The 16,525-nt window shown below is 60.1% G+C and carries 11 protein-coding genes; 8 read left to right on the plus strand and 3 right to left on the minus strand.

The features are described from left to right. Positions 1-15: 15 nt before the first annotated feature. On the plus strand, positions 16-882 hold the full coding sequence (locus WFM45_RS16745; protein ID WP_336956496.1) for a helix-turn-helix domain-containing protein: 867 nt from the start codon (positions 16-18) through the stop codon (positions 880-882). Here the strand turns inward: WFM45_RS16745 and WFM45_RS16750 are convergent. Beyond that, complete coding sequence (locus WFM45_RS16750; RefSeq protein ID WP_048325366.1) at positions 806-1,858, minus strand: XdhC family protein; 1,053 nt, start codon at positions 1,856-1,858, stop codon at positions 806-808. The two genes, WFM45_RS16745 and WFM45_RS16750, sit on opposite strands and share 77 nt — an antisense overlap. An 8-nt stretch (positions 1,859-1,866) precedes the next feature. Beyond that, positions 1,867-2,451 (minus strand): nucleotidyltransferase family protein, encoded by a 585-nt coding sequence (locus WFM45_RS16755; protein ID WP_241169188.1) that lies wholly within the window; start codon positions 2,449-2,451, stop codon positions 1,867-1,869. Between the two features lie 208 nt (positions 2,452-2,659). Here WFM45_RS16755 and WFM45_RS16760 point away from each other — a divergent pair, with 208 nt between their 5' ends. The 3 genes from WFM45_RS16760 to WFM45_RS16770 are packed head-to-tail and all read left to right on the plus strand — an operon-like array spanning position 2,660 to position 7,232. Beyond that, positions 2,660-5,449: a xanthine dehydrogenase family protein molybdopterin-binding subunit gene (locus tag WFM45_RS16760; RefSeq protein ID WP_156866495.1), complete on the plus strand. Its 2,790-nt coding sequence runs from the start codon at positions 2,660-2,662 to the stop codon at positions 5,447-5,449. Then, a complete protein-coding gene (locus WFM45_RS16765; RefSeq protein WP_015379038.1) occupies positions 5,446-6,000 on the plus strand; it encodes a (2Fe-2S)-binding protein in 555 nt (184 codons plus the stop codon). The genes WFM45_RS16760 and WFM45_RS16765 overlap by 4 nt, the downstream gene beginning before the upstream one ends. Further along, positions 5,997-7,232, plus strand: a complete 1,236-nt coding sequence (locus WFM45_RS16770; RefSeq protein WP_336956502.1) for a cytochrome c — start codon at positions 5,997-5,999, stop codon at positions 7,230-7,232. Before WFM45_RS16765 ends, WFM45_RS16770 begins: the two co-directional genes overlap by 4 nt. 66 nt (positions 7,233-7,298) lie before the next feature. On the opposite strand, the gene WFM45_RS16775 is transcribed toward WFM45_RS16770, so the two are convergent. Next, positions 7,299-8,675 carry an amino acid permease gene (locus WFM45_RS16775; protein ID WP_004937488.1) on the minus strand — a complete coding sequence of 459 codons (1,377 nt, stop codon included), beginning with the start codon at positions 8,673-8,675 and terminating at the stop codon, positions 7,299-7,301. Positions 8,676-9,306: 631 nt separating this feature from the next. On the opposite strand from WFM45_RS16775, the gene pdhR reads away from it, so the two are divergent. The 4 genes from pdhR (at position 9,307) to lpdA (ending at position 16,455) form a co-directional block, all read left to right on the plus strand. Further along, positions 9,307-10,071: a pyruvate dehydrogenase complex transcriptional repressor PdhR gene (gene pdhR / locus WFM45_RS16780; protein WP_004937490.1), complete on the plus strand. Its 765-nt coding sequence runs from the start codon at positions 9,307-9,309 to the stop codon at positions 10,069-10,071. Positions 10,072-10,236: 165 nt separating this feature from the next. Further along, a complete protein-coding gene (gene aceE / locus WFM45_RS16785; RefSeq protein ID WP_033632104.1) occupies positions 10,237-12,900 on the plus strand; it encodes a pyruvate dehydrogenase (acetyl-transferring), homodimeric type in 2,664 nt (887 codons plus the stop codon). 13 nt (positions 12,901-12,913) lie between these two features. Further along, on the plus strand, positions 12,914-14,797 hold the full coding sequence (gene aceF / locus WFM45_RS16790) for a pyruvate dehydrogenase complex dihydrolipoyllysine-residue acetyltransferase (RefSeq protein WP_033632105.1): 1,884 nt from the start codon (positions 12,914-12,916) through the stop codon (positions 14,795-14,797). 233 nt (positions 14,798-15,030) lie between these two features. Beyond that, a complete protein-coding gene (gene lpdA / locus WFM45_RS16795) occupies positions 15,031-16,455 on the plus strand; it encodes a dihydrolipoyl dehydrogenase (RefSeq protein WP_004937500.1) in 1,425 nt (474 codons plus the stop codon). Positions 16,456-16,525: the final 70 nt, after the last annotated feature.

Consider the following 16,525-nt stretch of genomic DNA (forward strand, 5'->3'; position numbering starts at 1 on the left):
GGTTTCAGCAAGCACATGGGAACGCAGGAAAATCATATCAGGGAACTGCTGGTCTGGATTGAAGATAACCTGACCAATCCGCTGTCGTTGGATATCGTTTCCGCCAAGTCAGGTTATACGAAATGGTACCTGCAGCGCATGTTCAAGAAGCAGACCGGATTATCGTTAGCTTCCTACATTCGCGCTCGCCGCCTCTACATCGCCGCCTTCGCCTTGCGTTTCACGCAGAAGAGCATCCTCGATATTTCGGTCGAGTATCAATTCGATAACCAGCAGACGTTCTCGCGCTGTTTCAAGAAACATTTCGCCGAATCGCCCAGCGTGTATCGTCATGCCCGCAAACAGGACTTCAGCAATCTGGTGCGTTCGCTGGCGGCCAGCCAGCCCGGCGATATTCAGGTCGAACGCGTCAGCATCGCCAGAGGGCAATACGCCTTTCACGGTAAACAGTACGCTTATCACCTGGATATCGAAAAGTTGGACAAGTCGCATCTGCCGCAGCGCAGCGCGCTGCGGGCGCAGTTCTACACCTTGTTGGGCGAGCGTCCGGCGCAGACCTATTCGTTTACCCAACTGGTGCCGGACGGCGAGCGGGTCAGGGTCGACTATACCCTGGGCGTGACGGCGGACTACCCGCTGCGTGAAGGCGTGGCGCTGGAGCCGCTGCCGGAGGTCCACGGCGAGTTTTGCCGTTTTCGCTATTCCGGCAAGCCGGTGGCGCTCAATGACCACATCATTCAAATCTACACGCAGGTGCTGCCCGAAATGGGGCTGGCCCGCGGCGACGGGCCGGACATGACGGTGTTCAGCTATTCGCTGAGCGGGAAAGAGGAGCTGCACCTGGAGCTGCAACATCTGGTGCCGGTGGTGCCGCTGCACTGATCCCGTCGGCGGCCGGCCGCCGGTTTTTTTGCTGCACGATCGCCGCCATCACCGCCAGGGCGATCTCCGCCGGGGTTTTGCTGCCGAGCGGCAGGCCGATCGGCGCGTGAATGCGTTCCAACTCCTGCGGCGTGAATTCGGCGATCTGCTGCAACCGCTGGCGCCGCCGCGCGCTGTTTCTGAGCGAGCCCATGGCGCCGATGTAAAACGCCGGGGTGTGGATCGCTTCCATCAGCGTCAGATCGTCCATACGCGGATCGTGGGTCAGCGCCACGACGGCGGTATTGGCGTGGCAACCGCCGTCCTCAATGAACTTGGCCGGAAACTGGCGCAGCAGCGTCACGCCCGGTTTTAACTCGGCGGCGAAGTTATCCAGCGCCTCCGGGCGGTTCTCGCACACCAGCACCTCAAACCCCAGCGCTACGGCGAAATCGGCGCAGTACAGCGCCACGCTGGACAGCCCGGCGATCAGCAGGCGCGGCGCGGCTGCGATGTGCAGGGTAATCTGTTCGAGCCGGCGTTCGACCTGAGTGGCGCTGGTGAAGTGGCTTTGCTCGAGGCTGTGGCAGGCGTTGGGCAGCGTCAGGCGTTTGAGCAACGCATGATGCCCTTCCAGCGCGCCGGCGATGCGCTGCAGGTAAGCGACGCTGGCTTCTCCCGCCGGCAGATACTCGATCAGCACGTCCAGCACGCCGCCGCACGGCAGCGCCACGTTGGGCGTCATGCCGCCTTCGCCGTAACGAATCACCTGGCTGGCCGCCTGATACTCCCCGGCGGCCACGCGCCGCAGAAAGTCCTCCTCCACGCACCCGCCCGACAATGAGCCGCTGTAGCGGCCGTCGCGGGTCGCCGCCATCAACGCGCCCGGCGAGCGCGGCGAAGAGCCATAGGTGCTGAGCACGGTGCATAACCAAACCGGCTGTTGTTGCAGCCAGCTTATCGCCTGGCTGACCACGGTGACATCAAGATGTTGCATAGGTGAATTTACTCGCTGGCCGGGAGTTGCGATGGAAGATCAATATCCCGCACGACGCCGGGGTGCTCAAGCGGCAGCAGGTGGACTGCCGCGCCTTGCAGCAGTTCACGCGCGCCATTATCGCCGCGCAGTTGGCAAAGTGGTTTGCGCAATCGGGCGGAAAAGCCGACCGGGTGACCGGGCTGTTGCGCATAACAGGGGCGCACGATCGGGTGCTGCCGTAAGGCATCCGCCACCTGTCGGAAAACGTCGGCGCCGACGAATGGCATATCGGCCAGGTGGATCAGCCAGCCCTGCCAGTGCGGTGTGGCCGCAACGCCCGCGGCGATCGAGTCGCCGAGGCCCGCGCTGGCGAGCAGGGTGACCGGCACTTGGTTGGCTGCGCAGGCTGCCAGTACCGGCAGATTATCCGGCCGGGTCACCACCTGTACCGGCAGGCCGGAGGCCAGCGCCTGGCGCAGGGTGTGTTCGAACAGCGAACGCCGCTCGCCCGCCGCATCGGCAAACCCGGCGTTCAATTTGTTGCCCTGGCCGCCGGCCTGAATAAAGCGCTCTCCGCGTCCGGCGGCGGTAATGACAATGCCCGTGGTCATGGTTGAAGTCCGCGTTTGCGCAAATTATTTATTAGCCTACAAACTACCTGTGTTTTGTAAATGTTTTTTTGTTGAAAACAGCCTGTTAATCATCACATAATTTTAGTTATAAGCATATGCTTATGACGTCTACGGCAAGGTCGTCAGCGTTTGCGCAACAACACCGCGAACAAAAACCAATTACAAGAAAGACGTGAAGGACTTATTTATGAGCAATTTCAACCCGTCGCGGCGCCGCTTTATCAAAAGCGCCGTGATTGCGGGGGTCTCCGTGTACCTCGCCCCCCTGTACAGCCGCGCCTACGCCGCGCTGTTCGAGCAAAAAATCCTCCAGTCACCCAACTGGGATCCGCAGGCCAAGCGCGTCCGTTTCCGTATCGACGGCCGCGCCAAGGTCATGGGGCAGAAGGTGTTCGCACGCGATATCCGCGCGGTGGACATGCCGCACTGGCCGCAGAAACAGGCGCACGCCTTCATTCTGCGCGTTACCAAAGCCGACCGGCTGTTCGAGGGGGTCGATCTGTCGCTGCTGGGGGACGATCTGCAGCCCGATCGCCTGGTGACGGCGGAAGATCTGGCGCGCGATGGCCTGGCCTTTCCGGCGTTCTACGGTGACGACATGCTGCTGCCGAACGGCAAAACTCCGGCCTACCTTGGCCAGGCGGTGGCGATCCTGATCTATCACGACTTCGCCCGTTTCCGCTTCGCCAAGGACAAGCTGAAATTCCGTGAGGAAACCATCAAATACGGCGCGGTCACCGGCCCGCTGGAGCGCGATCCCTGGGGCAGCTTCCGCTATGTGCGGGTGGGGGGAGAACAGCCGTTCGACGACGATCGCTTCTCCAGCCTGAAGGATACGCCGATCTTCCCGGTATCGATGAAAAAACACCTGCCGGTATGGCCGGAAGGGCGCGAGGGCGGCAAGCTGGATCAGGAAGGCATGCGCTATGCGGGCCTGATCGCCGACGAGTTGGCGAATCCGCCGGCCGACTGGCTGGTGATGTCACGCCGCTACACCACGCAGTCGATCGACACCTCGGCGCTGGAGCCGGACAACGCCAACGGCTGGTTCGACGCGCAGACGCAAACCCTGCATCTGGTGGTGCCGACTCAGTCGCCGCAGGAAGTGGCCGACGAGATGCCGCGTATGTTGGCCAGGCGCAACCCGCCGGTGAAACAGCTGATCCTGCACCCGTGCTACACCGTGGGCTACGGCTCGAAAGATCACTACAACTTCCCGTATTACGGCGCGGTGGCGGCGATGTACGGCGACGGCCACCCGGTGCGCCTGGCCAATGACCGTTTCGAGCAGTTCCAGACGGCGCTGAAGCGCCATGCGTTCGACATGAACTACCGCATCGCGGTGAATAAGCAGACCGGCGTCATGCAGTCGTTCCTCGGTGACATGACCGCGGACGGCGGCGGCCGCAGCAACTTCACCCCTTCGGTGGTGATGGTCGGCGCGACCGCCGCCCAGTCGATTTACTACTTCCCGAAAAGCGATCTGTCGTCGGTCGGGCTGGCCTCACGCGCCATCGACGCCGGTTCGGCGCGCGGTTACGGCACGCTGCAGAGCATGGCCGCCACCGAGATGATGGTGGATGAGCTGGCCGCCGAGCTGAAGATCGACCCGATCGAGTTCCGCCTGCGCAACGTGCTGAAATCCGGCATGAAAAACACCCAGGGGGCGATCCCGGCCGGTGCGATCCGCGCCGATGAAGTGCTGGAGAAGGCGGCGAAGCACGAGATGTGGCTCAAGCGCGCCGAACGCAAGGCCGAGTTTGAGAGCCGCCATCCCGGCAAGCGCTATGGCGTTGGCTTCGGCTGCGTACAGAAAGACTTTGGCACCGGGGCGGAAACCTCGTTCGCCCGGGTGGAGCTGAGCGAAGATGGCCGCATCACGCTGCATCACAGCGGCGCGGAGATGGGCACCGGCATGTCGACCTCGCAGTCGGTATTGTGCGCGCAGTGGCTGGGCAAACCGGCCGACGAAGCCCACTTCTCGGTCACCGACTGGTCGGTATTGCCGATGGTCACCAGCGGCGATCCTTACCTGATGTCGCAGGAAGAGCAGGACAAGCTGCAAACCAACCCTAACTGGACGCCGAGCTACTGTTCGCCGTCGAGCGCCAGCAACTCGGCCTATTACTTCTCGCACAGCACCCGCGAAGCGGCGCGCCTGATCTTCGATCACGGCCTGTGGCCGGCGGCGATGGCGCTGTGGCAGGCCGGCATCGGCGGCGGCCAGGCAGCGCCGCTGGTGGTGCGGCGCGAAGATGCGCGTTGGGTCGAAGGCGGCCTGACGGCGGCGGGCATGTCGGTGCTGAGCCTCGAGCTGCTGGCCAAGACGGCTTATCAGATGGGCGGCGTCACCGGCGCGGCGGTGCACGTGTTCAACCGCTGGCAGTGGGCGGAGGCCGATTTCACGTTGAACGGCAAAAGCGAACGCCTGCCTATCGACGGCATGGCGCTGCGCAACGCCAACGGCGAATTCAAACCGCTGGCGCGCGGGCAGGTCTACTACCCGCCGACCCAGCGCAACAATGCGGCGGTGACCTACTACAGCGCCGTCGGCACGCTGGCGGAAGTGGCGGTGGATATCGCCACCGGCCAGGTGGAGTTGTTGAATCACCATTCGATCATGGAGTGCGGCAACCTGATCGTGCCGGAACTGGTTTCCGGCCAACTGCAGGGCGGGCTGGCGATGGGCATCGGCCATGCGCTGCACGAATATTTACCGCTGTACGAAGACGGCCCGGGCAACGGTACCTGGAACTTCAACCGTTACCACCTGCCGCGCGCCAGCGACGTGGCGGTGTGGAAACAGAGCGGCGACATCCTGCCGGCGCTGTCGGAAACCGATCCGCCGAAAGGCATGGCGGAAGTGGTGATGATCCCGATCGTGGCCGCACTGGTCAACGCCATTGCCGACGCCACCGGCCACCGTTTCCGTGATTTGCCCGTTCGTGCAGAAAATATTCGTGAGGTATTACAATGAGCATTAAAACCCAGCCGATTTCCCTGACCATCAACGAGAAACAGTACGGCCCGATCGAGGTGCCGGAAGGCTTGATGATGATCGATTTCCTGCACGAGTATCTCGATTTGACCGGTTCGCGCCTCGGTTGCGGGCAGGGCATTTGCCACGCCTGCGTGGCGATTGTCGATCACCCGAGCGGCACCAGCGAAGAGGTGCGCACCTGCATCACCGGCGCGCATTTCTTCAACGGCAAGAAAGTGCGCACCGTCGAAGGCCACGCCAGGGTGGACGAACAGGGGGAGGTGGTTGAGCTGTCGCCGATCCAGCAGGCGTTTCTGGAGCACTACAGCTTCCAGTGCGGCTACTGCACGCCGGGCTTCGTCAACGCCGCCACCATTTTCGTGGAAAAGCTCAAGCGTGAGCCGATCGCCCGCGATCAGCTGGAGAACGCCATCGAGCAGGCGCTGGACAGCCACATCTGCCGCTGCACCGGCTACGTGCGCTACTACGAAGCGGTGCGCGACGTGGTGCTGAAAACGCCGGGCCTGCTGAAGGAGACGGCGCAATGAAAAAACGTCTCGCAGTGTTGATTGTGCTGGTGGCGATCGTGGTGATTGCGCTGTTGTGGTGGCGGGAAAACCGCCGTTACGACGGCCCGGTGCAGCAGGTGACCGCCAGCGCCGAACAGATCGCACGCGGCCGCTATCTGGCGCAGGCCGCCGACTGCGCCGCCTGCCATACCGCCAGCGGTGGGGCGCCGTTGGCCGGCGGCTATCCGCTGGACACGCCGTTCGGCACGATTTACGGCAGCAACCTGACGCCGTCGGCCGACCACGGCATCGGGCGCTGGAGCAAGGACGACTTCTTCCTGGCGCTGACGCAGGGCGTGGCGCCGGGCGGGCGGCACCTGTACCCGGCGATGCCTTACACCTCGTACAAGGGCATTTCGCGCCAGGACGCCGACGACATCTACGCTTACCTGATGACGCGCCCGGCGGTGGACGTGGCCATTCCGGCCAACGAGATGCCGTTCCCGTTCAACCAGCGCATGGCGCTGATCGGCTGGAATCTGCTGTTCCGCAGCCAGGATCCGCTGCCGGCCAGCTCGCAGGGCAGCTCGCCGCAATGGCAGCGCGGCCGCTATCTGGCCGATGTGCTGGGCCACTGTGGCGAATGCCACACGCCGCGCGGCGCGCTGGGGCAGATGGATCTCGGCAAACCGATGCAGGGCGGCGATCTCGGCCGCTTCATGGCGCCGGACATTACGCCGCACGGTCTGGCGCAGCGCGGCTGGACGCCGCAGGACGTCAGCCGCTTCCTCAGCACCGGCCTTGCGCCGCAGGGTTCCGCCTTCAGCGAGATGCACATGGTGGTGGATCTCAGCACCCGTTATTTGACGCCGGAAGATCATCAGGCGCTGGCGCTGTATCTGATGGGCGAGCAGCCGCCGGCGGCGGTGCCGGTGAAAATGGGGCAGGGCAGCGATGCCGGGCGTATGGTCTATCTGGATCAGTGCGCCGGCTGCCATGCGCGTGAAGGCGAGGGCAAACCGCACGTCGCACCGGCGATGCGCGATAACGCCACGCTGCGCCAGGCGGACGGCAAGAACCTGATCGTGTCGGTGCTGGACGGCCTGCCGGCCCAGCAGTTCCCGAACGGTGAAAGCATGCAGAGCATGCCGGGCTTCGGCGAGCGTCTGAGCGATGCCGACGTGGCGGAGCTGGTGAATTACCTGCGCGTGACCTGGGGCGGCTTGCCGGCGGATATCACCGCCGAGCAGGTGAAAGCGCTGCGCAAGTAAGCGGCGTTCAGGCAAAAAAATGGCCCGCATCTTCGGGCCGTTTTGTTTACTGCGCGGTCACGGGATTCAACGGCTGGTGACGCCGTCGACGCGCTGGCTGCGCTGTTTGATGGCGTAACCGACGGCCAGGATCGCCACCCACACCGGGATCAGCAGCACCGAGATTTGAATACCCGGCGTCAGGTACATGATCACCAGGATGCCGGCCATGAACAGCAGGCACAGGTAGTTGCTGAACGGGTACCAGAACGCTTTGAACTTCGGCACCACGCCTTCGCGGTTTTTGGCGGCGCGGAACTTCAGGTGCGCCAGGCTGATCATCGCCCAGTTGATCACCAGCGCCGACACCACCAGCGCCATCAGCAGTTCGAAGGCGCGGCCCGGGATCAGGTAGTTAATCAGCACGCACAGCGCGGTAGCGAGGGCGGAGATGCCGATGGCCACCACCGGCACGCCGCGGCCATCGACCTTCAGCAGGCTTTTCGGGCCGTTGCCCTGCTGCGCCAGGCCGTACAGCATGCGGCTGTTGCAGTAGACGCAGCTGTTGTAGACCGACAGCGCGGCGGTGAGCACCACGATGTTCAGCACGGTCGCCACCAGGTTGCTGTTCAGCGCGTGGAAGATCAGCACGAACGGGCTGCCGCCTTCGACCACTTTGCCCCACGGGTACAGCGACAGCAGAATGGCCAGTGAACCGATATAGAAGATCAGGATGCGGTAGATCACCTGATTGGTGGCTTTCGGAATGCTTTTTTGCGGGTTGTCGGCTTCGGCGGCGGTGATGCCGACCAGCTCGAGGCCGCCGAAGGAAAACATGATCACCGCCATCGCCATCACCAGGCCCATGACGCCGTTCGGGAAGAACCCGCCCTGCGCCCACAGGTTGGTGACGGTGGCTTCCGGGCCGCCCATGCCGCTGAACAGCAGGTAGGCGCCGAACACGATCATGCCGATAATCGCCACCACTTTGATGATGGCGAACCAGAACTCCATCTCGCCGTAAACTTTGACGTTGGCCAGGTTGATGGCGTTGATCGCCAGGAAGAATACCGCGGCGGAAACCCAGGTGGGGATCTCCGGCCACCAGTACTGCACGTAGATGCCGACCGCGGTCAGCTCCGCCATCGCCACCAGGACATACAGCACCCAGTAGTTCCAGCCGGAGGCGAAGCCGGCGAAGTTGCCCCAGTATTTGTAGGCGAAGTGGCTGAAGGAGCCGGCGACCGGCTCTTCCACCACCATTTCCCCCAACTGGCGCATGATCAGAAACGCGATGAAGCCGCCGATGGCGTAGCCGAGGAGCACTGACGGGCCGGCCATTTTTATTGTTTGAGCGATACCGAGAAATAACCCGGTGCCGATTGCGCCACCTAAGGCGATGAGCTGAATATGGCGGTTTTTCAGGCCGCGCTTCAGCTGGTCACCATGCTGTTGACCATCCATCAATCTAACCCTCTGTCGTTGTGAATGCCCACCTGCCTGTAAAGCAGTGGTTACGATGTGTGTTTTGTTTTATTTACGGCGTTATAGCTATTAATTCCACGGCGCCGCTACCGTTTGGCAGAGAATAATGTTATGCGCGTCGGTTTGCACCTGCTTTGTCGTGTGAGTGATTAAGATTGCAGCAGTTTAGGAAACAAAATGCGGGTTGTGTGACGGCAGGAGGGATTCAGTGCATGAAATAAGCAACAAATCACATAATGCGCAAAAATAACGTAGATCTGAACGGTGGGTCGCGTTCAAATAATGAACGAACCGCCGTTGCGCTGCTCGCCAAATAGCCATTCATTAAAGCGTAATAACCATGCAATAAAACTCGGGCAAAAAGTTTGCACTCTGCCTTGCGTAAGGTTTGGTAAAAGTTAAATCCCCAACCCGCCGCGTAAATGGTAATACCATCACGGCGTTACCGGTTTGCAGCGGGGTTTTCAGCGGGGTGTTAAAATGTGCGGGTAACCTGATTTCGATCAAGGCCCGTATGGACAGGAGGTGAATACTTTGTTACTTTACCGTCACGTTTTTGAAATTGGTATTACCAATTGACTCCGCGCCATTCGCAGAGAAGAATTCACTCATGGCCTACAGCAAAATCCGCCAACCCAAGTTGTCAGATGTTATCGAGCAACAGCTCGAATACCTGATCCTCGAGGGGACACTGCGCCCAGGCGAAAAACTGCCTCCGGAGCGCGAGCTGGCGAAACAATTTGATGTCTCCCGTCCTTCTCTGAGAGAGGCCATTCAGCGCCTTGAAGCGAAAGGGCTGCTCCTGCGCCGTCAGGGCGGCGGCACCTTCGTGCAAACTAATCTGTGGCAGAGCTTCAGCGATCCGCTGGCCGAGCTGCTGGCCGACCATCCCGAATCACAGTTCGATCTGCTGGAAACCCGTCACGCGCTGGAAGGCATTGCCGCCTATTACGCGGCGCTGCGCGGCACCGATGAAGATCTGGCGCGCATCCGCGACTGCCACATCGTGATTCAACAGGCTCAAGACAGCGGCGATCTCGACGCCGAAGCCGATGCGGTCATGCAGTATCAAATCGCCGTGACCGAAGCCGCTCACAACGTTGTGTTACTTCACCTGCTACGCTGCATGGGGCCGATGCTGGAACAGAACGTGCGTCAGAACTTTGAATTGCTCTACTCGCGCCGTGAGATGTTGGCAAAAGTGAGCAGCCACCGCGCCGGAATTTTTGAGGCGATTGTGGCACGCGAGCCGGAAAAGGCCCGTGAAGCCTCGCATCGCCACTTGGCGTTTATCGAGGAAATCTTGCTGGATCTCAGCCGGGAGCATACTCGGCGCGAGAGATCGCTGCGGCGTCTCCAGCAACGCAAGGATTAAGAGCTGTCCTCTTCAGGGTACACCAGCCTGCGGGGGTTAAGTTCGAGGTACTTAGTTAAGTACTTAAGCGGCAACTAAACTGATGGGCCTGTCTTCGTGTGTTTTTTCACAGAGCACAGGAAGACAGGCTCCAAACAAACCATTAGACAGATAAGGAATACCACCATGTCAGAACGTTTAAACAATGACGTGGATCCGATCGAAACCCGCGACTGGCTGCAGGCGATCGAATCGGTCATCCGTGAAGAGGGTGTTGAGCGAGCTCAGTTTCTGATTGATCAGGTATTGGGAGAAGCCCGCAAAGGCGGCGTTAACGTTGCGGCCGGTGCTGCGGCGCACAACTACGTCAACACCATCGCGGTAGAAGACGAACCGGCTTACCCAGGCAACCTGGATCTGGAACGCCGCATTCGCTCTGCGATCCGTTGGAACGCGATCATGACCGTTCTGCGCGCATCCAAGAAAGACCTGGAGCTGGGCGGCCACATGGCTTCCTTCCAGTCTTCCGCGACCTTCTATGAAGTCTGCTTTAACCACTTCTTCCGCGCACGCAACGAGAAAGACGGCGGCGACCTGGTCTACTTCCAGGGCCACATCTCTCCGGGCGTTTACGCGCGCGCCTTCCTTGAAGGCCGCCTGACCGAAGAACAGATGAACAACTTCCGTCAGGAAGTGCACGGCAACGGTCTGTCCTCTTACCCGCATCCTAAGCTGATGCCGGAATTCTGGCAGTTCCCGACCGTATCCATGGGCCTGGGCCCAATCAGCGCCATCTATCAGGCGAAGTTCCTGAAATACCTGGAACACCGCGGCCTGAAAGACACCTCTGAGCAGACCGTTTACGCCTTCCTGGGCGACGGCGAGATGGATGAGCCGGAATCCAAAGGCGCCATCACCATCGCCACCCGCGAGAAGCTGGACAACCTGGTGTTCGTCATCAACTGCAACCTGCAGCGCCTGGACGGCCCGGTCACCGGTAACGGCAAGATCATCAACGAACTGGAAGGCATCTTCTCCGGCGCAGGCTGGCAGGTGCTGAAAGTGATCTGGGGCGGCCGTTGGGACGAGCTGCTGCGCAAAGACACCAGCGGTAAACTGGTTCAGCTGATGAACGAGACCCTGGACGGCGACTACCAGACCTTCAAATCCAAAGACGGCGCTTACGTGCGCGAGCACTTCTTCGGCCGTTACCCGGAAACCGCGGCGCTGGTCAAAGACATGACCGACGACGAAATCTGGGCGCTGAACCGTGGTGGTCACGATCCGAAGAAAATCTTCGCTGCACTGAAAAAAGCGCAGGACACCAAAGGCAAACCGACCGTTATCCTGGCCCACACCATCAAAGGTTACGGCATGGGTGAAACCGCGGAAGGTAAAAACATCGCTCACCAGGTGAAGAAAATGAACATGGAAGGGGTTCACCACTTCCGCGATCGTTTCAACGTGCCGGTTGCCGATGCTGACATCGAAAAACTGCCGTACATCACCTTCGAGAAAGATTCCGAAGAGTACAAATACCTGCACGAACGTCGTCAGGCGCTGAAAGGCTACGTGCCTACCCGTCTGCCGGAGTTCACCCAGAAGCTGGAAATGCCGGCGCTGGAAGATTTCAGCTCGCTGCTGGAAGAGCAGAACAAAGAGATCTCCACCACTATCGCCTTCGTGCGTGCCCTGAACGTGATGCTGAAGAACAAGTCGATCAAAGATCGCCTGGTGCCAATCATCGCCGACGAAGCGCGTACCTTCGGTATGGAAGGTCTGTTCCGTCAGATCGGTATCTACAGCCCGAACGGCCAGCAGTACACCCCGCAGGACCGTGAGCAGGTTGCTTACTACAAAGAAGACGAGAAAGGCCAAATCCTGCAGGAAGGCATCAACGAACTGGGCGCAGCCTCTTCCTGGCTGGCCGCAGCGACCTCCTACAGCACCAACGATCTGCCGATGATTCCGTTCTACATCTACTACTCGATGTTCGGTTTCCAACGTATCGGCGACCTGTGCTGGGCAGCGGGCGACCAACAGGCGCGCGGCTTCCTGATCGGCGGGACCTCGGGCCGTACTACCCTGAACGGCGAAGGTCTGCAGCACGAAGATGGCCACAGCCACATTCAGTCTCTGACCATCCCTAACTGCATCTCTTACGATCCGGCTTACGCGTACGAAGTGGCGGTGATCATGCACGACGGTCTGGTGCGCATGTATGGCGACAACCCGGAAAACGTGTACTACTACCTGACCACGCTGAACGAAAACTACCACATGCCTGCGATGCCGCAGGGTGCGGAAGAAGGTATCCGCAAGGGTATCTACAAGCTGGAAACGCTGGAAGGCAGCAAAGGCAAGGTACAGCTGCTGGGCTCCGGCGCCATCCTGCGCCACGTGCGCGAAGCTGCGCAGATCCTGGCGAAGGACTACGGCGTGGGTTCCGACACCTACAGCGTGACCTCGTTCACCGAACTGGCGCGCGACGGCCAGGATTGCGAGCGCTGGAATATGCTGCACCCAACCGAAGCGCCACGCGTGCCTTACATCGCTCAGGTGATGAACGACGCGCCTGCGGTAGCCTCTACCGACTACATGAAACTGTTCGCCGAACAGGTTCGTACTTATGTGCCGGCCAGCGATTATCGCGTACTGGGCACCGACGGCTTCGGTCGTTCGGACAGCCGCGAAAACCTGCGTCACCACTTCGAAGTCGATGCATCCTACGTGGTGGTTGCTGCTCTGGGTGAACTGGCTAAACGCGGTGAGATCGAAGCTTCTGTGGTTGCTGACGCAATCAAGAAATTCGACATCAACCCGGAAAAAGTTAACCCGCGTCTGGCCTAAGAGGTACTGAATAATGTCTATCGAAATCAACGTACCGGACATCGGTGCAGATGAAGTCGAAATCACCGAGATTCTGGTGAAGGTCGGCGATAAAGTTGAAGCGGAACAATCGCTGATCACCGTGGAAGGCGACAAGGCTTCCATGGAAGTGCCCTCCCCGCAGGCGGGCGTGGTGAAAGAGATCAAAGTGGCGGTCGGCGATAAAACCGAAACCGGCAAACTGATCATGATCTTCGAAGCGGCAGGCGCAGCGGAAGCTGCTCCGGCGGCGAAAGCGGAAGAAAAACCGGCGGCAGCAGCAGCTGCTCCGGCTGCCGCTGCTGCCAAAGACGTTGCCGTGCCGGACATTGGCGCCGACGAAGTCGAAGTGACCGAGATCCTGGTGAAAGTGGGCGACAAGGTGGAAGCCGAGCAGTCCCTGATCACCGTGGAAGGCGACAAGGCTTCCATGGAAGTCCCTGCGCCGTTTGCGGGCACCGTGAAAGAGATCAAGATCGCGACCGGCGACAAAGTGAAAACCGGTTCCCTGATCATGGTGTTCGAAGTGGCTGGCGCCGCTTCCGCTGCTGCTCCGGCTGCGGCGCAAGCACCGGCTGCCGCTGCAGCGCCTGCGGCCTCTGCGGCCAAAGACGTCGCCGTGCCGGACATCGGCGGTGACGAAGTCGAAGTGACCGAAGTGATGGTCAAGGTAGGCGACAAGGTTGCCGCCGAGCAGTCTCTGATCACCGTGGAAGGCGACAAGGCCTCTATGGAAGTGCCAGCGCCGTTCGCGGGCACCGTGAAAGAGATCAAGATCGCGACCGGCGACAAAGTGAAAACCGGCTCCCTGATCATGGTGTTCGAAGTGGAAGGCGCTGCGCCTGCCGCTGCCGCCGCGCCAGCCGCTAAAGCGGACGCTGCGCCGGCGCCGGCCGCCGCTAAAGCCGCCGCTCCGGCTGCGAAAGCTGAAGACAAAGGCGAGTTCGCCGAGAACGCGGCCTACGTGCACGCGACTCCGGTCATTCGTCGTCTGGCGCGTGAATTCGGCGTTAACCTGGCGAAAGTGAAAGGCACCGGTCGTAAAGGCCGCATCCTGCGCGAAGACGTTCAGGCATACGTGAAAGACGCGGTGAAACGCGCTGAAGCGGCTCCGGCTGCTGCCGGCGGCGGTCTGCCGGGCATGCTGCCATGGCCGAAAGTGGACTTCAGCAAGTTCGGCGAGATCGAAGAAGTCGAAATGGGCCGCATCCAGAAGATCTCTGGCGCGAACCTGAGCCGCAACTGGGTGATGATCCCGCACGTGACTCACTTCGACAAAACCGATATCACCGATCTGGAAGCGTTCCGCAAGCAGCAGAACGAAGAAGCGGCCAAGCGCAAGCTGGACGTGAAGTTCACGCCTGTCGTGTTCATCATGAAAGCCGTCGCTGCCGCTCTGGAGCAGATGCCGCGCTTCAACAGCTCGCTGTCCGAAGATGGCCAGAAGCTGACGCTGAAGAAATACATCAACATCGGCGTGGCGGTAGATACCCCGAACGGCCTGGTGGTTCCGGTGTTCAAGGACGTGAACAAGAAGAGCATCACCGAGCTGTCTCGCGAGCTGATGACCATCTCCAAGAAAGCGCGCGACGGCAAGCTGACCGCGGGCGAGATGCAGGGCGGCTGCTTCACCATCTCCAGCCTGGGCGGTATCGGGACGACTCACTTCGCGCCGATCGTCAACGCGCCGGAAGTGGCTATCCTGGGCGTCTCCAAGTCTGCGATGGAGCCGGTCTGGAACGGTAAAGAGTTCATGCCGCGCCTGATGATGCCGATGTCGCTGTCCTTCGACCACCGCGTTATCGACGGTGCCGATGGTGCGCGCTTCATCACCATCATCAACAACATGTTGTCCGACATTCGCCGTCTGGTGATGTAATGCAAAAGGGGCGCAGCATGCTGCGCCCCTGACGATTCTGTAGCAGTTTTGTCGGATTTTGCATAACTCGACAAAATTGTTGAGACACGGGTCACTCGAACACGCTTTGCAGATTATTAACAATTCTGTAAACTGCTCGCGGTGTAAGCGTCCCGGTGGATGAAGGGCGTTATGAGATCGATTAGCAATAAAAATGACGTCTGACCCGCCGGACAATCAATTAAGAGGTCATGATGAGTACTGAAATTAAAACTCAGGTCGTGGTACTTGGGGCGGGCCCGGCAGGTTACTCTGCAGCCTTTCGTTGCGCTGACTTAGGTCTTGAAACCGTTCTGGTTGAACGTTATTCCACTCTGGGCGGGGTTTGCCTGAACGTGGGATGTATCCCTTCCAAAGCACTGCTGCACGTTGCCAAAGTGATCGAAGAAGCCAAAGCGCTGGCCGAACACGGCATCGTTTTCGGCGAGCCGAAAACCGACATCGACAAAGTGCGCGTCTGGAAAGAAAAAGTCATCACTCAGCTGACCGGCGGTCTGGCTGGCATGGCCAAAGGCCGTAAAGTGAAAGTGGTCAACGGCCTGGGCAAGTTCACCGGCGCTAACACCCTGGTTGTGGAAGGCGAAAACGGCCCAACCACCATCAACTTCGACAACGCCATCATCGCCGCAGGTTCTCGTCCGATCCAACTGCCATTCATTCCTCATGAAGATCCACGCGTGTGGGATTCTACCGATGCGCTGGAACTGAAAACCGTCCCAGAGCGTCTGCTGGTTATGGGCGGCGGCATTATCGGCCTGGAAATGGGCACCGTATACCATGCGTTGGGTTCACAGATCGACGTCGTTGAAATGTTCGATCAGGTTATCCCCGCGGCAGATAAAGACGTGGTGAAAGTCTTCACCAAACGTATCAGCAAGCAGTTCAACCTGATGCTGGAAACCAAAGTGACCGCGGTAGAAGCCAAAGAAGACGGCATCTACGTCACGATGGAAGGTAAAAAAGCGCCGGCAGAACCACAGCGTTACGACGCGGTGCTGGTGGCGATCGGCCGCGTGCCGAACGGCAAACTGCTGGATGCCGGCAAAGCCGGTGTGGAAGTTGACGAGCGTGGCTTTATCAACGTCGACAAACAGCTGCGCACCAACGTGCCGCACATCTTCGCCATCGGCGACATCGTCGGCCAGCCGATGCTGGCGCACAAAGGCGTGCACGAAGGCCACGTCGCCGCAGAAGTTATCGCCGGCATGAAGCACTACTTCGATCCGAAAGTGATCCCATCCATCGCTTACACCGAGCCGGAAGTGGCATGGGTGGGTCTGACCGAGAAAGAAGCGAAAGAGAAAGGCATCAGCTACGAAACCTCCACCTTCCCGTGGGCGGCTTCCGGCCGTGCGATCGCTTCCGACTGTGCAGACGGCATGACCAAACTGATCTTCGACAAAGAAACTCACCGCATCATCGGTGGCGCGATTGTCGGCACCAACGGCGGCGAGCTGCTGGGTGAAATCGGTCTGGCTATCGAAATGGGCTGCGACGCGGAAGACATCGCGCTAACCATCCACGCTCACCCGACCCTGCACGAATCCGTGGGCCTGGCGGCGGAAATCTACGAAGGCAGCATCACCGATCTGCCTAACCCGAAAGCCAAGAAGAAGTAATTCTGCTGGTTTGACTGGTCATCAAGCGGCTCCTGAAAAGGGGCCGTTTTTTTTGCTCAGATGCAGAACG

Source organism: Serratia sp. KG1D, from assembly GCF_037150675.1.
GTDB classification, from domain to species: domain Bacteria; phylum Pseudomonadota; class Gammaproteobacteria; order Enterobacterales; family Enterobacteriaceae; genus Serratia; species Serratia nematodiphila.